Source organism: Thermophagus sp. OGC60D27 (assembly GCF_052400625.1).
Lineage (GTDB): Bacteria > Bacteroidota > Bacteroidia > Bacteroidales > Marinilabiliaceae > Thermophagus.
The window spans coordinates 1-18,807 of sequence record NZ_JBQTGH010000014.1; the positions used below are offsets into that span (position 1 = coordinate 1).

12 protein-coding genes and 1 pseudogene are annotated in these 18,807 nt (G+C 41.5%); 10 read left to right on the top strand and 3 right to left on the bottom strand.

Features of this window, described 5'->3' with window-relative positions; translation table 11 throughout:
- A pseudogene (locus ACT29H_RS14670) lies at positions 1 to 222 on the top strand (hypothetical protein); the annotation flags it as partial.
- Between the two features lie 61 nt (positions 223 to 283).
- Here the strand turns inward: ACT29H_RS14670 and ACT29H_RS14675 are convergent.
- On the bottom strand, positions 284 to 1,366 hold the full coding sequence (locus ACT29H_RS14675; RefSeq protein WP_444822401.1) for an Ldh family oxidoreductase: 1,083 nt from the start codon (positions 1,364 to 1,366) through the stop codon (positions 284 to 286).
- A gap of 336 nt (positions 1,367 to 1,702) precedes the next feature.
- Here ACT29H_RS14675 and ACT29H_RS14680 point away from each other — a divergent pair, with 336 nt between their 5' ends.
- Both ACT29H_RS14680 and ACT29H_RS14685 read left to right on the top strand, forming a co-directional pair.
- The gene (locus ACT29H_RS14680) at positions 1,703 to 2,923 is read left to right on the top strand and encodes a serpin family protein (protein WP_444822402.1); all 1,221 of its coding nucleotides are present in this window, start codon (positions 1,703 to 1,705) and stop codon (positions 2,921 to 2,923) included.
- Between the two features lie 624 nt (positions 2,924 to 3,547).
- Entirely contained in the window at positions 3,548 to 6,283 is a 2,736-nt protein-coding gene (locus ACT29H_RS14685; protein WP_444822403.1) for a family 78 glycoside hydrolase catalytic domain, read from the top strand.
- 439 nt (positions 6,284 to 6,722) lie between these two features.
- Here the strand turns inward: ACT29H_RS14685 and ACT29H_RS14690 are convergent, their stop codons facing one another.
- Entirely contained in the window at positions 6,723 to 7,478 is a 756-nt protein-coding gene (locus ACT29H_RS14690) for an SDR family NAD(P)-dependent oxidoreductase (RefSeq protein ID WP_444822404.1), read from the bottom strand.
- A gap of 153 nt (positions 7,479 to 7,631) precedes the next feature.
- On the opposite strand from ACT29H_RS14690, the gene purL reads away from it, so the two are divergent.
- From purL to ACT29H_RS14710, 4 genes are all read left to right on the top strand, one after another.
- On the top strand, positions 7,632 to 9,863 hold the full coding sequence (gene purL, locus ACT29H_RS14695; protein WP_444822405.1) for a phosphoribosylformylglycinamidine synthase subunit PurL: 2,232 nt from the start codon (positions 7,632 to 7,634) through the stop codon (positions 9,861 to 9,863).
- 83 nt (positions 9,864 to 9,946) lie between these two features.
- On the top strand, positions 9,947 to 10,669 hold the full coding sequence (gene ubiE / locus ACT29H_RS14700; RefSeq protein WP_444822406.1) for a bifunctional demethylmenaquinone methyltransferase/2-methoxy-6-polyprenyl-1,4-benzoquinol methylase UbiE: 723 nt from the start codon (positions 9,947 to 9,949) through the stop codon (positions 10,667 to 10,669).
- Between the two features lie 48 nt (positions 10,670 to 10,717).
- Positions 10,718 to 11,428, top strand: a complete 711-nt coding sequence (porT, locus tag ACT29H_RS14705) for a type IX secretion/gliding motility protein PorT/SprT (RefSeq protein ID WP_444822407.1) — start codon at positions 10,718 to 10,720, stop codon at positions 11,426 to 11,428.
- The gene (locus tag ACT29H_RS14710; RefSeq protein WP_444822408.1) at positions 11,428 to 12,990 is read left to right on the top strand and encodes an NAD(P)/FAD-dependent oxidoreductase; all 1,563 of its coding nucleotides are present in this window, start codon (positions 11,428 to 11,430) and stop codon (positions 12,988 to 12,990) included. Before porT ends, ACT29H_RS14710 begins: the two co-directional genes overlap by 1 nt.
- Here ACT29H_RS14710 and ACT29H_RS14715 read toward each other — a convergent pair.
- A complete protein-coding gene (locus ACT29H_RS14715) occupies positions 12,980 to 13,747 on the bottom strand; it encodes a TrmH family RNA methyltransferase (RefSeq protein WP_444822409.1) in 768 nt (255 codons plus the stop codon). The two genes, ACT29H_RS14710 and ACT29H_RS14715, sit on opposite strands and share 11 nt — an antisense overlap.
- 91 nt (positions 13,748 to 13,838) lie before the next feature.
- Between ACT29H_RS14715 and tamL the strand changes: the two genes are divergently transcribed.
- The 3 genes from tamL to ACT29H_RS14730 all read left to right on the top strand — a co-directional run bounded on the left by tamL (position 13,839) and on the right by ACT29H_RS14730 (position 18,792).
- On the top strand, positions 13,839 to 16,163 hold the full coding sequence (tamL, locus tag ACT29H_RS14720) for a translocation and assembly module lipoprotein TamL (protein WP_444822410.1): 2,325 nt from the start codon (positions 13,839 to 13,841) through the stop codon (positions 16,161 to 16,163).
- A gap of 150 nt (positions 16,164 to 16,313) precedes the next feature.
- On the top strand, positions 16,314 to 17,393 hold the full coding sequence (fbaA, locus tag ACT29H_RS14725; protein ID WP_444822411.1) for a class II fructose-bisphosphate aldolase: 1,080 nt from the start codon (positions 16,314 to 16,316) through the stop codon (positions 17,391 to 17,393).
- 79 nt (positions 17,394 to 17,472) lie between these two features.
- Positions 17,473 to 18,792, top strand: a complete 1,320-nt coding sequence (locus ACT29H_RS14730) for a sodium-dependent transporter (RefSeq protein WP_444822412.1) — start codon at positions 17,473 to 17,475, stop codon at positions 18,790 to 18,792.
- Positions 18,793 to 18,807 lie beyond the last annotated feature (15 nt).

Below are 18,807 nucleotides of genomic sequence, written 5' to 3' on the forward strand. Positions count from 1 at the left end.
TGTAAGATTCTGCCTTCCGGTAAAATTGTTAGTGTATCTATTGTTTTTTATAAGAAGGACCCACAGATATGTATAAAGAAACTTACTCTTTTTTCACAGGAAATTAAAGAGAGACTAAGTATAACTCCAATATTTTCAAAGAAAACAGACGAAGAGGGTTATGTCCAATGTTCTATTTTTGCCTATTCGGTATTTCGCAATAATCTAAAACAGGAAAAGTAAATATCGAGTTTGAGGGGAAACTGTAAGAGGATGCGACTTAGAATAAAGGAGCACTACAATATCAGTGCTTTTTAAATTGCACCCCCAATTCTTTTCCGATATTGGTGAGATCTTTCACCACGGGGTCCAGCAAGGGTATTCCATTTGCCTGACGTTCCTGTTCCAGCATCCGTTCGGGGTCGCCGGGGATGAGCACTTTTTGGTTGGGATCGACCGGTTCGGCCTGGCGGAAGGTTTCTATCCAGTTGTCCATATGTTTTTTAAATTCCTCGGCGGGTCTGAAAGCATCGATGCGCATGGCACCGATGAAATGGCCTATGCCTTCACCAACAGGATTTTTCGGAGGGTCAAGAAATGCTACAAAGGGGGGTACCCACGGTCCGTAGTTGGCACCGGAAAGGACAGCGGTAAAGATATCCACCATAGAACCCAGGCAATAGCCTTTATGGCTGCCATGTATTCGGTCGCTGCCCAAAGGAAGCATGGCCCCACCTTTTTTTAATATTTCAGCATCGATGGAGGCATTGCCATCTTTGTCCTGCGCCCATCCTTCGGGGATGTTTTCGCCCTTCCTCTGAAGTACTTCCAGCTTTCCGTTGGCGACAGGCGTTGTGGCCATATCGATAACCACGGGTGGCTGTTGCAGTGCCGGGATGGCTACGGCTATAGGGTTTGTGCCCAGGAGGCGGCTCTTGGAAAAGGTGGGTGAAACTAAAGGACTGGCATTGGTCATGGAAATACCAATCATATCGTGTTCCAGGGCGAGCATGGCATGATAGCCGGCAATACCGAAATGGTTGCTGTTGCGTATGGCCACCCAGCCGGTACCGGCGGTTTTGGCTTTTTCAACGGCCGTTTTCATGGCTTCCGGCGCTACCATTAATCCGGCCCCAAGATCACCATCCATGACGGCGGTAGAAGGGGTCTCGTAAACAATCTTTGGTGAAGGTGAAGCGTTTAGCCTTTTCTTTTCCCATAAACGTACATAGCCGGATAACCGGGCCACACCGTGCGAATCAACACCTCTGAGGTCTGCCGCAATAAGTACGGAGGCTGCTGTTTCGGCTTGTGCCTGGGTGGCACCCATTTTTAGAAATATCTCTTTGGTGAATTGTTTCAGGTAAGAAGATGAATAAAGTTTCATTCGTATAAATTTAATCTAAGTCATTGGCCGAATGGAACTCGCATGACCTAAAGTTTATACATGCTCTTATTGTGACAAACCATTTTGGTCATGCTCGTTTCATTTAAGAAATATCATTTGTTAGCGGATGCAAAAGTACAATTTTTTAGCGGAGACATGAGCAACCTTTTGGTTATCTTTCCATCTTGATTATAATTTGGTAATGATATTTGTTTAACAGAAACGTACATGACCAGAATTGTAACCCTCTATTCTTTTCCCTTGGGATAGCCCTGTTCAGAAACTTCTGTTGAAGTGGTAGGCTGTCATTTTTATAAATTTTAAAAAAGATTCATAATGGAACGCATTCTTTCTTTCATGATTTTCGTGATTCTGCTTACCGGTTGTAGCTGGTTTAATAATGATGAAGAGCCGGAAAGCCCGGTATTTGATTTAAAGTCGCTGGAAGTATTGTCGGCTACCGACCGTTTTGGTTGGGAGCTTTTGAAAACTGTCAATGAAGAAGCCAAACCCGGTGAAAATGTTGTTATCTCATCGTTGAGTGTGGCGCAGGCCCTGGGGATGACGACCAATGGTGCAGCAGGGGAAACCCTGGAGCAGATGTTAGAGGTTCTGGATTTTGGCGATGTTTCAGCGATGAACGATGCCTTTCGGGATGTTCGGGATGTATTAAGTTCTTCCGATTCTCAGGTGAATATTGAGGTGGCCAACTCGGTGTGGTATTTGGAGTCGCTGCCGGCTAAAAAAAGTTTTGAAGATACGGTGGAAACCTATTATGATGCGGTCTTTAAGGGGGTCGATTTTTCTGATTCTGAAAAGGCCAAAGAGATGATTAACGGGTGGGTTGATGAAAAGACTCGTGGAAAGATTCCTACGATAATAGACCAAATTAGCGATCAGCAATATATGTTTCTAATCAATGCCGTCTATTTTTTGGGTAAGTGGAAATATCAGTTCGATGAATCGGCTACAAAAAATGAAAATTTCTATTTGTCGGATGGATCGGTTATAGAGGTTCCGATGATGAATATGGAGCAAACCTTACCTTACTATGGTGACAATGGTCTTCGGGCGGTCAGGTTGCCTTACGGTAATGGTTCGTTTAACATGATTCTTATTCAGTCGGTTGAAGATGCGGATGTAGATCAATTGATAGAGAATATGGATGTGGGCAAATGGGAGGCCATTGTTGATAATATGCACGAACAAACCATCGCACTTTTTCTGCCTCGTTTTGAGGTGGCGTGCAAATATGAGTTAAATGATGTATTGAAAAATATGGGAATGGAATTGCCTTTTGATGCGTCACAAGCCAACTTTTCAAATATGGTCGATGCCCCGGTATATATCAGTGAGGTTAACCACAAGACTTATCTAAAAGTGGATGAAGAGGGAACGGAAGCGGCAGCCGTGACCAGTGTGGGGATGGAACTGACATCCGTTTCACCGGAATCAACTGTGACTATGAAATTTGATCGTCCCTTCTTTTTTGCCATTACAGAGGAAAAAAGCGGTGCCATTTTATTTTCCGGAAAGATTGAGAATCCGAAGGAATAAATATTCGATCAATAGTAAAAGCAGTTTTAATGGTTGGGGTTAAGATGAAATGGGGTATAGTAGGCAATTATTAAAATTCTAGGTAATAGTGCGGTAAATCTTGTGGAAGGATTGATTTTGTATTCAGTGAATATTCACTCTATATATGATATTAATCCAATTGAGAATTGCTATTATTGTTTTGTTGTATATTGAAGCTTAATGAGCTATTACGTTTTTGGTGTCTTAAAGTATGGGTTTTTAAGTAATAGAAAGTTCATGATATTTTTAAGAATAGTAGCAGTTTAATGGGATTTCAAGCATTATTAGTTAGAAAGTTAAGTTTTGTTTTATGGGGCTGATAAAACTTTGTATCTCGAAGATTGCAAATTGTTTTCCAGTAAATGAATAAAATTTTTAAAGTTTTGGAATTCCAAATGCTGTATCTATAATTATGTGGAAAACTTAACAATGTGTTTTTGTATTAAATACTTAGGAGGGTTTAAGTATTTTAAGTTCAACCGATGGTGTCAAAAAGTTAAACACAATTGCCAAAATGTGTATCAGATAGATTGAATATATGTGTAATTTTGATACCAATGAACAACCATCAAAAAATAAGGATTCTGCTATAAAGAAACTGCTATGAAACGATTAATTCATGGATTCAAACTATTAACTACAGCACTCCTAATGAGCGGTATTGGAAACTTTGTTGCCGGAGCAACCCGGGTTGGGGAGTTGGTCTGTGAGTATCACACTGATCCGATTGGGATTGATGTCGAAAAGCCACGTTTGAGCTGGAAAATATTCTCAGACCGTGAAAATGTGACTCAATCTGCATTCCAAATCAGAGTCGCAGAATTACCCTCTAACCTAAAGAAGAATGCGCTAGTCTGGAATTCTGGTAAAGTGAACAGCGGACAGTCTGTAAACATAGAGTATAACGGCCCCAAGCCAAAATCTATGCAGCGCCTTTATTGGCAAGTTCGTGTGTGGGACCACCGAGGCAAAGCAACTCCATGGAGTGAACCGGCATTTTGGGAAACCGGTATTTTACATTCCGAACAATGGATAGCCTCATGGATTACGATGCCAAATGAAAAAAAAGCAGAAGAATCAAAACCATGCCATTATTTGCGACGGGAATTTGCAATAGCCAAAAAAGTTAGATCAGCCAGGGTTTATGTCTCGGCTTTGGGGTTGTACGAACTATATCTAAACGGTATAAAGGTCGGTGATGAGCTTTTTACGCCCGGTTGGACCAGTTATAAAAATCGCATTCAGTATCAAACTTACGATGTAACCGAAATGGTTCGGTCGAAAGTAAATGTGTTGGGAGCCATTCTGGGGGATGGCTGGTATCGTGGAAATATTGGTTTCAATAAACAGCATAATTATTACGGAGACCAATTAGCGCTTATCGTACAGCTTTGCATCACCTATACCGACGGAACGGTGGAAACCATTGTTACGGACGACTCATGGAAAGCCACTACCGGGCCAATTCTTTCGTCTGATATTTATAACGGGGAAACTTATGATGCACGCCTGGAAATGCCGGGATGGGCCAGCCCAGGCTTCAATGATAGTCTTTGGAGTCGCGTTGAAATCAAGGATCATTCTCGAAATGTTTTGGTAGCGCCTCAAAGTGACCCGGTTAGAGCGGTTATGGAAATCAACCCTGTAAAAATTATTATTACACCAAAGGGAGAAACCGTTTTTGATATGGGACAGAATATGGTGGGGTGGGTGAGACTAAAGGTCAAAGGTAATGCCGGAGACGTTGTTTCTCTTAAATTTGCCGAGGTGCTTGATAGAGATGGCAACTTTTACACTGAAAACCTTCGGGAAGCCAAAGTAACCGATACCTATGTCCTAAAAGGAGAAGGGGAAGAGGTTTATGAACCTCGGTTTACTTTTCACGGGTTTAGGTTTGTTAAGATCGAGGGGTTATCTGATACGCCGAGTCTGGAAAATATTACAGGAGTTGTTGTCCATAGCGACATGCAACCAACAGGTCATTTTACCTGTTCCAATCCGTTAATCAATCAATTGCAACAAAATATTCAATGGGGGCAACGAGGCAATTTTCTGGATGTTCCTACCGATTGTCCCCAAAGGAACGAGCGATTGGGGTGGACCGGTGATGCACAGGTGTTTAGTCCTACTGCAGCTTTCAATTTTAATGTGGCGCCTTTTTATACCAAATGGATGAAAGATTTAGCTGCCGATCAGCTTCCCAATGGGAAAGTTCCACATGTAATACCTGATGTGTTAAGAGGAGAAGGAGGCTCTACCGCCTGGGCCGATGCAGCTTTAATCGTCCCTTGGAATACTTACCTCGCATATGGGGATAAACGAATACTGGAAGTTCAATATTCCAGTATGAAAGCATGGGTCGATTATATGAAAAATCGGGCTGGAGATAATTATCTTTGGATCGGGGACAACCACTTTGGAGACTGGCTGGCATTCCCTATTAAACGCTCCGGTTCGCAGGAATCCACCACTGAAAAAGACCTCATAGCTACCGCTTATTATGCCTATTCAACCCAATTGCTGGCCAATACCGCCCGAGTAATAGGGAAAAAAGAGGATGCCGAAGAATATGAATTATTGTCGGAAAAGGTGAAAAACGCCTTTGTAAATGAATTTGTAACCACAGAGGGTGACCTGATTTCACAAACACAAACTGCTTACTCTCTGGCTTTGGCATTCAATCTTCTTCCGGATAAGTCGATCCCCCAAGTGGCTGCAAATCTGGCCGATGATGTTCGGAAGTTTCAACACTTAACCACCGGTTTTGTTGGGACTCCTTTACTCTGCAAAGCATTGTCGGATAATGGCTATGAAGATTTGGCTTTTATGCTTCTGATGCGAAAAGAGTACCCATCGTGGCTTTATCCTGTTACTAAAGGTGCTACAACCATCTGGGAACGCTGGGACGGACAAAAGCCCGACGGCACTTTTCAGGATCCTGGGATGAACAGTTTTAACCATTACGCTTATGGGGCTATTGGGGAATGGTTATACAACTATATAGCAGGAATCCAAATCGATCCGAAAGCTCCCGGATACAAACATTTTTTTCTTGCACCTCATTTGGGAGGGGGGTTAACTTATGCCGAAGCGGTTTATAAATCTATGTACGGCGAAATTAGATCGCAATGGAATATAGAAGATAATCAGATGAATTATGAAGTTAAGATACCTGTCAATACCACTGCCACAGTTACGTTACCGTCAGCATTGTTGGAAGATGTACTGTTTAATGGTTCGTCATTGAAAAGTATTGTCGAAATAGAAGCTTGGCAGAATGAAAAAGGGGTATCTCTTAAGTTAGGTTCCGGTGAATACATTTTCAACTATCCTTTATAAAATAGCCATGCACGTACTGGGCGTGTCATATGGGTTTAATAATTGGGAATACTCTCTGCGAAGCAAAGCATCAACTATATTCTAAATGAATATGGTTGATTATTTATGAATTACTAAAAAAATTTTCAGCCCCATTGAAATAAGTATGCCGAAGATGGTTGTCATAAGAATCAGGGAATAAGTTTAGGCAAGCTATTTCTTTTAGACCGGAGGTTTAGATTTAATGGAGATTGGGTTGAAAAAATGAGAATCAAAAATGTAGAAAGATTAGAGTCGCATAGAGGATAAAAGAAAAAACTTATGTATAGATAAGATCTTTTTGGGGGGAAGTCAAAAATATATAAGTGTGCCCACCTCTTGCCGGGTTGGAAAGGAAAGTTCTTTGAAGGAACGCGGCAGGAGGCGGGCAAATTTATTGGTTTGGAAACGGCCCTATTTTCTATTCTCTGTGATTATAGACTGCACTTGCCTGCGCTGTGGGCATCAATAGCATGTCATTCACATTAACGTGTGAAGGACGAGTTATCATAAACTCTATGGCATCTGCCACATCGTCGGCATTAAGGGGTGTTAATCCTTCATAAACTTTATCTGCTTTTCCTTTATCACCATGGTATCGGACAATGGAAAATTCTGTTTCTACCATTCCCGGTGAGATAGATGAAACTTTGATGTTGTGCGGTAACAGATCTATCCGCATTCCTTTTGTCAGTGCATGAACTGCATGTTTGGAAGCACAATAAACATTCCCATTGGCATATACTTCTGAACTGGCAATGGAACTAACATTAATGATGTGTCCTTTATTTCTTTTTATCATTTCTGGAGTTACCAGCCTCGTAATAGAGAGTAATCCTTTGATGTTGGTGTCGATCATTTGTTCCCAATCTTCCCATCGGCCTTCCTGAATGGGATCGGCACCTGCGGCCAGACCGGCATTGTTAACCAAAACATCTAATTGTTTCCATTCCTTTGATAAAGCATTCCATGCATTACGGGTGGCTTGAGGGTCGCGGATATCGAAGGGCATTATTTTAACTTCAATTTCAGATTTTTTTAGTTGATCAGCGAGTTCATGAAGTCGTTTTTCTCGTCTTCCTGTGATGATGAGGTTGTATCCGTTGCGGGCCATCATGAGGGCTGTAGCTTTTCCTATTCCGGAGGAGGCACCGGTGATCATTGCTCTTTTATTCATAGTTTTGTGCGATTTGTTTTATGCGTTTTTTTTGTTATTTTTCAACTCAAAATTAATAAGGTTTTGATAAAACGGAAATGAAGAGCGACAAGGGTTGGATGATATTTGTTTATCAAAATGCAATTAAGTTTAAATAATGTAAATTCAAGTTTTATGAATAAAAATAAAAGCAATCCCGTGGAAGATGTTGATTTGTTGAATTTGACCACCGAGGAATATGAGAAAATTCAGGAGATTCTGGGACGTCGTCCCAATAAGCTTGAGCTAGAAATTTTTTCCATCTTATGGTCAGAGCATGCCAGTTACAAAAATTCCCGAAAATGGCTTCAAAAATTACCAAGGAAGGCAGCTCATGTATTGGTTGAGGCTGGCAAAGAGAGTGCCGGTGTAGTGGATATAGGTGATGATCAGGTTGCCATCTTTAAACTGGAGTCGCACAACCATCCCTGTGCCGTGCAGCCGCGCTTGGGGGCCTCTACCGGAATGAGGGTGGTGAATCGGGATATATTTTCCATGGGAGCCAAACCCATAGCTCTTCTCAATTCGCTACGTTTTGGTAATTCAGATCGTGATACTGCCCGATGGTTGTTTGAGGAGGTGGTGAATGGCATCGCCGATTTTGAAAAAGGTTTTGGGATTCCTGTTATTGGGGGCGAGGTGTTCTTTAATGATGCTTATAATACCAGTCCCATCGTTAACACTATGTCAATTGGAGTGGCACAAGAGAAAGAGCTGGTATCGGGTGTGGCAAAAGGAGCTGGTAATCTTGTTGCAGTGATCGGGGTGCCTACAGGAAAAGACGGGATTCGAGGAGATGCCTTTGGCGTCGACATGGTACCTGAGGGAGAAACTAAAAGTATCTCTTTTGATCAGATGCGTGACATACAATCGGAAGTGCATCTTTACCGAACGATCCGAAAATTAATTAGTGACGAATTATTGGTGGGTGTTCAAACTATTGGTGGTCAGGGCATTATCGGCGCTATTACCGAAATGGCTTCAAGAGGAAACAGCGGCATTGATTTTTTTGTGGATGATATCCCTCTGCGTGAGAAGAATATGGATATGCGTGAAATCTTGGTTTCTCAGACCTGGGGTAGGATGTTGATTTGTTTTGCCCCGAAGAATACGGAGAAAATACAAGGGGTTGCAGAAAAAAATAGGCTCACCTTTGGGGTAGTTGGAAAAGTCAATGAGACTGGGATTTTAAAATGCAGTAAAAATGAGTCGGTTGAAGTTGAAATTCCTGTGAAATACCTGGGACTTGGAGATTTGTCCCCCGTATATGACCGGAAAGCAGAGGTAGAAAGAGAATTGCCGGATAGTATTAAAGTGGAAGATGTTCAGGAGCCGGATCATTATCCTGCAGTGGTTGATAAGATGCTTGAATCCTTGAATGTCACATCTAAAAAATGGCTGACCAAGAAATTTTCCAAAACGTTGAATCGCGAAACGGCCAGTACTAAGTATCCATCCGATGCAGGGATTATTGAACTCGGCCAAAAAAACAAGGCTTTGTTAGCGACTGTAGACAGTAACCCTGCCTATTTCACCTCAGATCCGTATAATGGGGCGCGTATAACTGTTGCTGAGGCTATTCGAAATATTGTATGTTCAGGAGGAACCCCAATTGCTGTATCCGATTGTCTTAATTTTGGCAATCCCTATGATCCTGCTGCTTTTTCAGATTTTGCGGAAACGGTTAAAGGGCTTGCCGATGCATGTAGTTTTTTTGAATTGCCAGTAGTCAGTGGGAACGTTAGTTTTTATAATCAACGATCGGTCGAAGGACAAATTATTCCAATTGTTCCTACCCCAGTGATCGGTGCGTTGGGAGTTATTAAGGATGTGAAAAAACATACCACACTTTCTTTTAAGCATAAAGGAGATATGATCTTTTTACTGGGGAGATCCCGTAACGATATAAATGGATCGGAATACCTGAGAGTTATCCATGGAGTTGAAAAATCGCGTCCTCCCTATTTTAATCAAGAGGAGGAGAAAAAGTTGTTTGCGGTACTTAGTAATATGATTGATAAAGGATTGGTCAGGTCGGTACATGATGTGTCCAATGGGGGACTCTTTTTTAGCTTACTGGAAAGTGCTCTTCCCATGGATTATGGATTTGATATTACCACCGATGCGGAGGTTCGACGGGACGCCTTCCTGTTTGGGGAAGCTCAAGGGCGTGTAATTGTTTCGGTGTCGCCTGAAAAACAAGATGAATTTGTGGATTTCATGGTGGGAAAAGAGCTTGCCTTTTCGGTTTTGGGACATGTTACCAGAGGAGAAATACGTGTGGATGACGAATCGTATGGTTTTATTGATGAGTTGAAAACGAAATTCGACAACCGTTTGAAGTGGTGGATGGAGGGGAAGATCTGAGAAAAATTAGTATGTCGTTGCGGTTGGGAATTACCAATAGGTGATAAAATCTTTGTATTTTTGGGCTAAAATTTTTTTACAGGATGATAAAGCCATATAAAGATCTTGAGAGTAGTAAGAAAGAACAAGTCCGGTCCATGTTTGACAAAATTGCGCCTCGCTACGATCTATTAAATCATTTGCTTTCGTTTGGCATTGATAAAATATGGAGGAAGAATGTTGTTAAACAACTAGGGGGACTTACTGCACCCATAATTCTTGATGTGGCGACCGGAACGGGTGATTTGGCAATTGAAATTGCCAAAATAGATCCGGTGGCGGTGTATGGTGTTGATTTGTCAGCGGAGATGCTGAATATAGCCAGAAAAAAGGTTGAAAAGAAACGGCTTCATATGACGATCCAGCTAAAACAAGGTGATTCAGAAGCCCTGCCGTTTGAAGATCGTTTTTTTGATGCAGCAACTGTGGCATTTGGGGTCAGAAATTTTGAAAACCTTCAGAAAGGGTTGAGTGAAATTCAACGCGTTCTGAAACCCGGTGGACGTTTGGTGGTTTTGGAGTTTTCCCGTCCCAAAGTGTTTCCCTTTAAACAATTGTTTTACTTTTATATGCGTCGGATATTACCTTGGTGGGGGGGAATTATCTCCCGAGATAAACAAGCGTATGCCTATCTGCCGGAGTCGGCCTTGCAGTTTCCGGAAGGAAAAGAATTTAGACGTGAGTTGGAAAATGCAGGATTTGAATGGCAAAAAGGAATAGCTCAAACTCTTGGCATTGCCACTATATATGTGGCTGTAAAAAGATGATGACAATAAATTGAGCCTCTTTGCGTTTGGTTCAAAAAATCATTTCCCTTGCGATTATTGAATCTGATTGTTTTTGTTTTAATTTTTATTTTACCTGTTAACGGACAGGTAAGAGAGGGAAAAGGTGTGCCCAATCTTCCGGCCTTTGATTACAGACCTTTACATTTTGGTTTTTTGATAGGTTTTAATGCTATGGATTTTCGGGTGGTGCATAAAATTCCCTTGGATCGTCCCGAAGGCCTTGAAAACCGCTATGCAGAGGTGGTGAGATTGTCTCCGGGTATTAATATCGGTATTGTTTCAAGTTTAAGACTTAATCAACATTTCAACTTGAGATTTCTTCCCGGCATCAGCTTTGGCCAGCGTGATTTGCTCTACATTCAGGATGGAGAAGCGGAAGAAACTCCACTCCAAATCAAATCCACCTTTTTGGAGTTTCCATTACTGTTGAAATTCAGCGGAGACAGGATGACTAATATGAAACCCTACTTGATAGGTGGAATCAATCCCCGATTTGATCTGTCCAAATCTGAAAATTTAGGTCTTGACCTGAAATCACGCGATATATACTTGGAGATTGGCGCCGGTCTGGATTTGTATCTGAATTATTTCAGACTCTCGACAGAAGCCAAATTATCGGTTGGTATGATGAATGTTTTGGATCCTTCGGGCACCGGTGAACCGGAAGATCTATTGTATACCGATATTTTGGAGCGGTTGACATCCCGGATATTTGTTTTCACTTTTTATTTTGAGTAATGTATCAGCAAATAGAATTGCGTCTTACGCCTGAGGAGGCTTCTAAAGAAGAGACAATAAAAAAATGTGCAGCCCGGAAACTGAGTATGTCAGATAGAGAAATTTCGGGATTTAAAGTGGTTCGACGATCAATAGATGCTCGCAGGCGACAGGTTATGGTTGAACTTAGGGTGGCTATTTGGAGTGATGAACCGATTCCAGGTTTTGAACCCAAAAGTTTCCATTGGCCTTCTGTGGCTTCGGCCCCGGAAGTGGTGGTGGTAGGAGCCGGTCCTGCCGGTTTATTTGCTGCCTTAAAGCTTATTGAGTGTGGATTGAAACCTGTTATTGTTGAGCGAGGGAAAGAGGTTGGAGATCGGAAAAAAGATATCGCCCTTCTTAATCGCAATGAACAGCTGGATGAAGATTCCAATTATGCGTTTGGAGAAGGGGGTGCCGGAACCTTTTCGGATGGGAAGCTTTATACACGAAGTAAGAAGAGAGGCGATTTTCGCAATATTCTTGAAATTCTTCATTTTCATGGGGCATCTGAGGATATATTGATCGATGCTCATCCTCATATTGGGACCGACAGATTACCGGGAGTGATCCGTAATATTCGGAAAACCATCATTTCTGCTGGTGGGGAATTTTTATTTCATTCACGTGTTGTGGATTTTATAATGGAAGGTGACACTGTTCAAGGGGTAACATTGGCCGAAGGTTCGGAGATCAGGGGTGAAGCCGTGATTTTGGCTACTGGTCATTCGGCTAAAGATATATACCAGCTTTTGCACCAAAAGGGGATTGACTTGGAAGCCAAGACTTGGGCTATGGGTGTTAGGGTAGAACATCCTCAGGAAGAGATTGATCGCATTCAATATCACACGAATAATGGGAGGGGGAGTTTTCTGCCGGCCGCTTCTTATAGTTTTACGCATCAGGTGGCGGGCCGGGGTGTTTATTCGTTTTGTATGTGCCCTGGAGGTTTTATCGTTCCGGCCATGACCGGAGCGGAAGAGATGGTTGTCAACGGGATGTCTCCTTCGCAACGAAATTCACCATTTGCAAACAGTGGAATGGTGGTGGAGATACGCCCCGAAGATTTGAAGGGATATGAACAATTTGGGGTTCTGGCCGGTTTGAAATATCAGCAGGAGGTTGAGCGACTTTGTTATATAAATGGGGGTCAGGGGCTTATCGCGCCTGCCCAGCGATTGATTGATTTTGTGGAGGGGAGGTTATCTTACGATTTGCCCGAAACATCTTATGTCCCGGGCGTTGTAGCTGCTCCATTGCATTTTATTTTGCCTGAGCATATTTCTTCCCGGTTGCGGGATGGATTTGCATACTTTGGTAAACGCGCCAGAGGCTTTTTGAGTGACGATGCCGTCGTTTTGGGAACTGAGTCGAGAACATCCTCTCCCTTGAGAATACCACGCGAAAGAGAGACCTTTATGCATGTTTCTGTTAAAGGTCTTTTCCCTTGTGGTGAAGGAGCCGGATATGCCGGAGGTATAGCGTCTTCAGCGATGGACGGTGAACAATGTGCTATTCAGGTCAGCCGGTATGTCAAAATATAGAACGATGGAATTCTGAGCACATTATGGCGGCTGCCATTCCTACATTTAAGGATTCCATAGAAGAATGGGCCGTTGGATTGCCAAATTTGGGGATGGTTAAGCGAGTGGTAATGGTTCTTTCCGTCTCGGGACGAATGCCATTTCCTTCATTTCCCAAAACAATTATTCCTTTACGTGGTAACGATAAGGAATAGATATTTTCACCTTCCATAAAAGTTCCAAACACTTCAAGATTTAATTCTTCGGCCGATCTTTGACAGAAAGTGGAAAGCGGAGTATAATGAACCTTGGTTCGAGCAAAGGCCCCCATAGAGGCCTGCACTACCTTAGGATTAAAGACATCGGCCGTGTCGGGACTGCAAACAACATTGGGAATACTAAACCAGTCCGCTAATCTCAATATGGTTCCCATATTGCCGGGATCTTGGATCCCATCCAAACAGAGGGTAAGGCTTTCGGAGTGTTCACCAAAGGTAAAGTTGAAATTTGGTTTTCGAAATATGGCAATTACTTCCCGTGGATTTTTCAGAAAGCTCAGTTGCTTTAATTCCCTGTTGTCAATGATAGCTGTGGATGGTTGGTCTGGTGCGGCTTCAAAAAGGGCACTGTTTGTCGTTAAAATCAATTCAGGTTCCATCCCTGCTATTAGCAGATCCTTGACTAGTTTTGGACCTTCGGCCACAAAAAGCCCAGTTTTGTCACGGTATTTTTTATGCGAAAGGGAAGATATCAGTTTTTTTTTTGCTTTTCCAATCATTTTGGCGTTGTCTTTGAATACAAAAATATAATATATAACGGATAAATTTGGTTTCTTTGCATGGTAAGAGTGAACTGAACCCGGAATAAGAGTGAAACAGCTGAAAAATTTACATAAAGGTTTTGATTATGCTGTCCTGACACTATTGTCGGGATGGCTCCTGCTTTATCTGGCAGGTTGTTCTACAACGAGATTTGTTCCGGAAAATGAATATCTTCTGACAAATGTTAAGGTAAAAAGTAGGGTCAGGGACATTACCAAAGAAAAACTTAAACCTTATGTCCGACAAACTGAAAATACCAAATTGCTGGGGTTCTGGAAATTTTATCTAGGATTATATAATCTTTCAGGGCGAAATGAAGATAAAGGAATAAATCGATGGCTGCGAAGTATTGGTGAAGAACCGGTGATTTTTGATCCCTATCTGGTGACACAATCCGCTCGTCAGATGAAGTTGTATTTAAATAACCAAGGTTTTTTTCAGGCTTCAGTGAATGATACTGTTATATATCAGGGGAAGAAAAAGGCAAAAGTGATTTATTCCATTAATCCCGGATTACGATATTATCTTAATGATGTAACCTATAGTGTTGAAGATGATAGTATTCAAGATGCGGTACTAGGTGATACCCTGAAGACATTTCTGCGAAAAGATCAACCTTTTACCGTCGAAATCCATGAGAAGGAACGGGAACGAATTAGCAAGAACCTGCGAAATAGCGGGTTTTATAAGTTTTCGGAAGAGTTTATTTATTTCGTGTCCGATACGACCATTGGTGAAAACCTTGTAAACGATTCGGTAATTGTTATGACTCCGGAAGATATTTCCGGTCAAAAGCATCATCAGAAATATCGAATTAACAAAGTCCTTTTCCAGGTTGGAATTGGAACCGATGAAATTTTGAAAGAGGATTCGGGAAAAATTTCTTCCGGTTTTGATACACTCAAATTTGAAGGCATCCAAATTGTGTTTGATCGAGAGTTGCCTTTTAAACCACAATTGCTTATCAGTTCCAGCTTTATTAAACCTGGGGATTATTATCATGCGGCTCGGGTGGAACGGACCCATCAGTCCCTTAGTAGCCTTCGATTGTTTAGATATATTAATATTCGATTCAGAGAAACCGGTAATACCAATGAAAGGAACGAACCCTTACTGGATTGTATAATTGGTCTTTCTCCAGGCAAACCTCAATCTTTTTCCATTGATATTGAAGGGACAAATTCATCCGGCAATATAGGAGCCGCCGGGAGTTTTAACTATCAACATAAGAATTTATTGAAAGGGGGAGAGTATTTTACGCTGAATGCTCGTTTAGCACGGGAAAATCAATTTGTGAGATCATCTTCTGAAGAATTCAATACATTAGAAATTGGGGGTGAAGCATCGGTTGTTGTACCGAGGTTTTGGCTCCCGTTACGGGCACGTGAATTTCGCCAACGATATAATCCCAAAACCAACATTTCATTGTCCTACAATTATCAGCACCGGCCTGATTATACGCGGACTTTTGCCAATGCTCGTTTAGGATACAACTGGCGGTCTTCGCGTTACATATCGCATTCATTTTATCCGTTGGAGTTTAATCTTGTGAATATTCCGAAATTGAGTGATGACTTTAAAGAAACGATTAAGGATACCTATTTGGAATATACTTACGAAGACCATCTGATTGTGGGTATGAACTATTCTTTTTTACTCAATCAGCAAACATTGGGACAGAGTTCCGATTTTTGGTACTTTCGGGCCAATGTGGAATCGGCGGGGAATTTGCTTTCAGCGATAATGTCGCCATGGGACGAGGGGGGAAGTGATAATTATGCCGAACTTTTTGGAATTAGGTATGCACAATATGTAAAATCAGATATTGACCTGAGGTTTCATAATCGAATTGACAAATATACTTCCCTCGTGTGGCGTCTGTTCGCAGGAGTAGGTTTACCCTATGGTAATTTAAATGTATTACCATTTGAAAAAAAATATTTCTCGGGTGGGGCCAACAGTATTCGAGCCTGGCCTGTCAGATCTTTAGGTCCGGGAAGTTATAGCGAAAAAGAATACCGGTTTTATAATCAAACAGGAGATATAAAACTGGAAATGAATCTTGAATATCGATTTAAATTGTTTTGGGTGTTGGAGGGCGCATTATTCCTTGATGCAGGTAATATATGGGGGATTCGGGAAAGCTCCAGTCCTGAAGGGGGACTTTTTGAGGCGGATAAGTTTTTGGAACAGATTGCAGTGGGGACAGGTATTGGTGCCCGGTTTGATTTCAATTATTTTATTTTTCGCCTTGATATGGGGCTTAAAACACGTGACCCATCTCTTTTGGAAGGGGAAAGATGGATCCCGTTGAACCGACCTTGGGAATGGACCGATGCAAGCTTCAACTTTGCAATAGGATACCCTTTCTGAATGGTGATTTATTTACTCCATTGCTTTATTTTCTATTTATTTCTTAAATTTGCATGAATTTGTAAATGATTTTGTGTTATATGGTTACGTTTTGTTGAAAAATGTTTTCAAAACGCTTTTAATTTTTATATCTCATCAAATATTATTGTCATGAAAGAAAAAATTTTAGATGCGGTAAAACCTGGTGTTGCTGCAGGCAAAGATCTTCAGGAAATTTTTCGCATAGCTCGTGAAAATCAATTTGCCATTCCAGCTGTAAACGTTGTCGGATCTAATTCTGTAAATGCTGTAATGGAAGCCGCTAAAGTTGCGAAAGCACCGGTTATTATCCAGTTATCTAACGGTGGGGCATCGTTTTATGCAGGAAAAGGTGCCAATGGCGAAGGCCAAGAATTGGCTATCAAAGGGGCTGTAGCCGCTGCAAAACATGTTCATTACCTTGCCGAATCTTATGGAGTTCCCGTAATTCTTCATACCGATCATGCTGCAAAAAAATTATTGCCTTGGATTGATGGATTGCTCGACGAAGGCGAAAAATGGTTCAAAGAAACCGGGAAACCATTGTTCAGCTCTCATATGCTTGACCTTTCGGAGGAAACGCTTCAGGATAATATTGAAATTAGTAAAAAATATCTGGAGCGTATGAGCAAAATGGGAATGACTCTTGAAATTGAGTTGGGAATTACTGGTGGAGAAGAAGATGGTGTTGATAACACTAATGTTGATAATGCCATGCTTTATACTCAGCCCGAAGATGTTGCATTTGCTTATGAAGAGTTGAACAAAGTATCCCCAAACTTTACTATTGCAGCTTCATTTGGAAATGTTCACGGGGTTTATAAACCAGGGAATGTGGTTCTTCGTCCGGAGATATTGAAGAATTCACAGAAGTATATCTCTGAGAAATTCGGTACCGGCGAAAAACCAGTGAATTTTGTTTTCCATGGTGGCTCTGGTTCATCTTTGGAAGAGATTAGGGACGCAGTGAGTTATGGTGTTATAAAAATGAATATTGATACGGATACTCAATGGGCATTTTGGAATGGCGTTCGTGAGTATGAAGCTAAAAACCACGATTACCTGCAGGCTCAAATTGGAAACCCGGAAGGGGAGGACAAGCCCAACAAAAAGTATTATGACCCCAGAAAATGGTTGCGTGCGGGAGAAGAGTCAATGATAAGCCGTCTTCAGGAAGCCTTTAAGGCTCTTAATTGTGTGGATGTATTGTAATCTTTGTTGTAGTTTTATTGATAATAACCCCCATTTGTATGGGGGTTTTTTTAATGGATGTTTATAAAAAAGCAGTTTTATGTCAGTCAACACTCCGACCAGAGATAGTTTTAGCAATAAGTTTGGAATTATAGCAGCAGCGGCAGGTTCTGCCATTGGCTTGGGAAATATTTGGAGATTCCCTTATGTTTTAGGAGAAAGTGGAGGAGGAGCCTTTTTGTTGATTTATATATTGTTTGTTATTATTATTGGGGTCCCCGTAATGATCTCCGAGCTGTTAATTGGAAGAAGAGCTCAACTTAATGTCTTCGGGGCATTTAGAAAACTAGCTCCAAATCGATACTGGAATCTGGTTGGGGTAATGGGGGTTGGCGCTGCCTTTTTAATTCTTGCATTTTATTCGGTTGTGGCCGGATGGACTTTGCAATATGTTTATCTTAGTTTAACCAATGCATTGAGTGGAAGGACGCCTGTTGAATTGAAAGCTGTGTTTGAAAATGTCCAGCAATCCGGGGGTATTTCCGTATTTTGGACACTTCTTTTTTTAGGGGGAACAGCATACATTGTAAGGTCCGGTATTGAAAAAGGAATAGAGAAATATACAAAGGTGTTGATGCCAATGCTATTGGTAATTATTTTGGTGCTTATTATTCGTGCGCTGACTCTGGACGGTGCTTCTGCAGGTTTGAATTTTCTTTTTAACCCAGATTTTTCTAAAATTACATCCGATGTGATTTTGGAGGCACTGGGCCAAGCCTTTTTTTCTCTTAGTATCGGTATGGGGGTTATTGTTACCTATGGGTCATATATCAAAAAGACTGAAAGTCTTGGAGGAACCGCTTTATCGGTTTCTCTTGCCGATACATTAATTGCAGTGCTTGCTGGTATCGCCATCTTTCCTGCGGCATTTGCTTTTGATATGGCACCCGATCAGGGACCAGGACTTGTTTTTATTACTTTACCAAATATATTCAATAAGATGGTAGGGGGATATATTTTTGGATTGATGTTTTTTATTCTGCTGACCATTGCAGCTCTTACTTCATCTATTTCTTTGCTTGAAGTGGTTGTGGCCTATTTTACTGAAGAGTTAAATTTGTCAAGACCAAAGGCAACTTGGATAGCCTGCGGAATAATTGGTGTTTTGGCTGTTATATGTGCTTTCAATTCTTTGGTGTTTAATGTGTTTGATAAGGTTTCTTCCAACGTGTTATTGCCACTGGGCGGGTTGCTGATTGTTATATTTGTGGGTTGGATAATGGGAGCCCAGAAACCTAGGGAAGAAATAGAGGCTGATGGCCGTAAGGCTCATTATTACAATGGATTTTTGTTTGTAATTAAGTTTGTTGCACCAGTTGCTATTGCTTTGGTCTTTTTAAAGGGACTGGGGTGGATTTGAAAAGTGTTGGTTTCC

What these genes read in the sequence shown, in the direction of transcription:
- ACT29H_RS14675 (WP_444822401.1), bottom strand. Translation starts at nt 1,366, where the DNA reads ATGAAACTTTATTCATCTTCTTACCTGAAACAATTCACCAAAGAGATA.
- ACT29H_RS14680 (WP_444822402.1), top strand. Translation starts at nt 1,703, where the DNA reads ATGGAACGCATTCTTTCTTTCATGATTTTCGTGATTCTGCTTACCGGT.
- ACT29H_RS14685 (WP_444822403.1), top strand. Translation starts at nt 3,548, where the DNA reads ATGAAACGATTAATTCATGGATTCAAACTATTAACTACAGCACTCCTA.
- ACT29H_RS14690 (WP_444822404.1), bottom strand. Translation starts at nt 7,478, where the DNA reads ATGAATAAAAGAGCAATGATCACCGGTGCCTCCTCCGGAATAGGAAAA.
- purL (WP_444822405.1), top strand. Translation starts at nt 7,632, where the DNA reads ATGAATAAAAATAAAAGCAATCCCGTGGAAGATGTTGATTTGTTGAAT.
- ubiE (WP_444822406.1), top strand. Translation starts at nt 9,947, where the DNA reads ATGATAAAGCCATATAAAGATCTTGAGAGTAGTAAGAAAGAACAAGTC.
- ACT29H_RS14710 (WP_444822408.1), top strand. Translation starts at nt 11,428, where the DNA reads ATGTATCAGCAAATAGAATTGCGTCTTACGCCTGAGGAGGCTTCTAAA.
- ACT29H_RS14715 (WP_444822409.1), bottom strand. Translation starts at nt 13,747, where the DNA reads ATGATTGGAAAAGCAAAAAAAAAACTGATATCTTCCCTTTCGCATAAA.
- fbaA (WP_444822411.1), top strand. Translation starts at nt 16,314, where the DNA reads ATGAAAGAAAAAATTTTAGATGCGGTAAAACCTGGTGTTGCTGCAGGC.
- ACT29H_RS14730 (WP_444822412.1), top strand. Translation starts at nt 17,473, where the DNA reads ATGTCAGTCAACACTCCGACCAGAGATAGTTTTAGCAATAAGTTTGGA.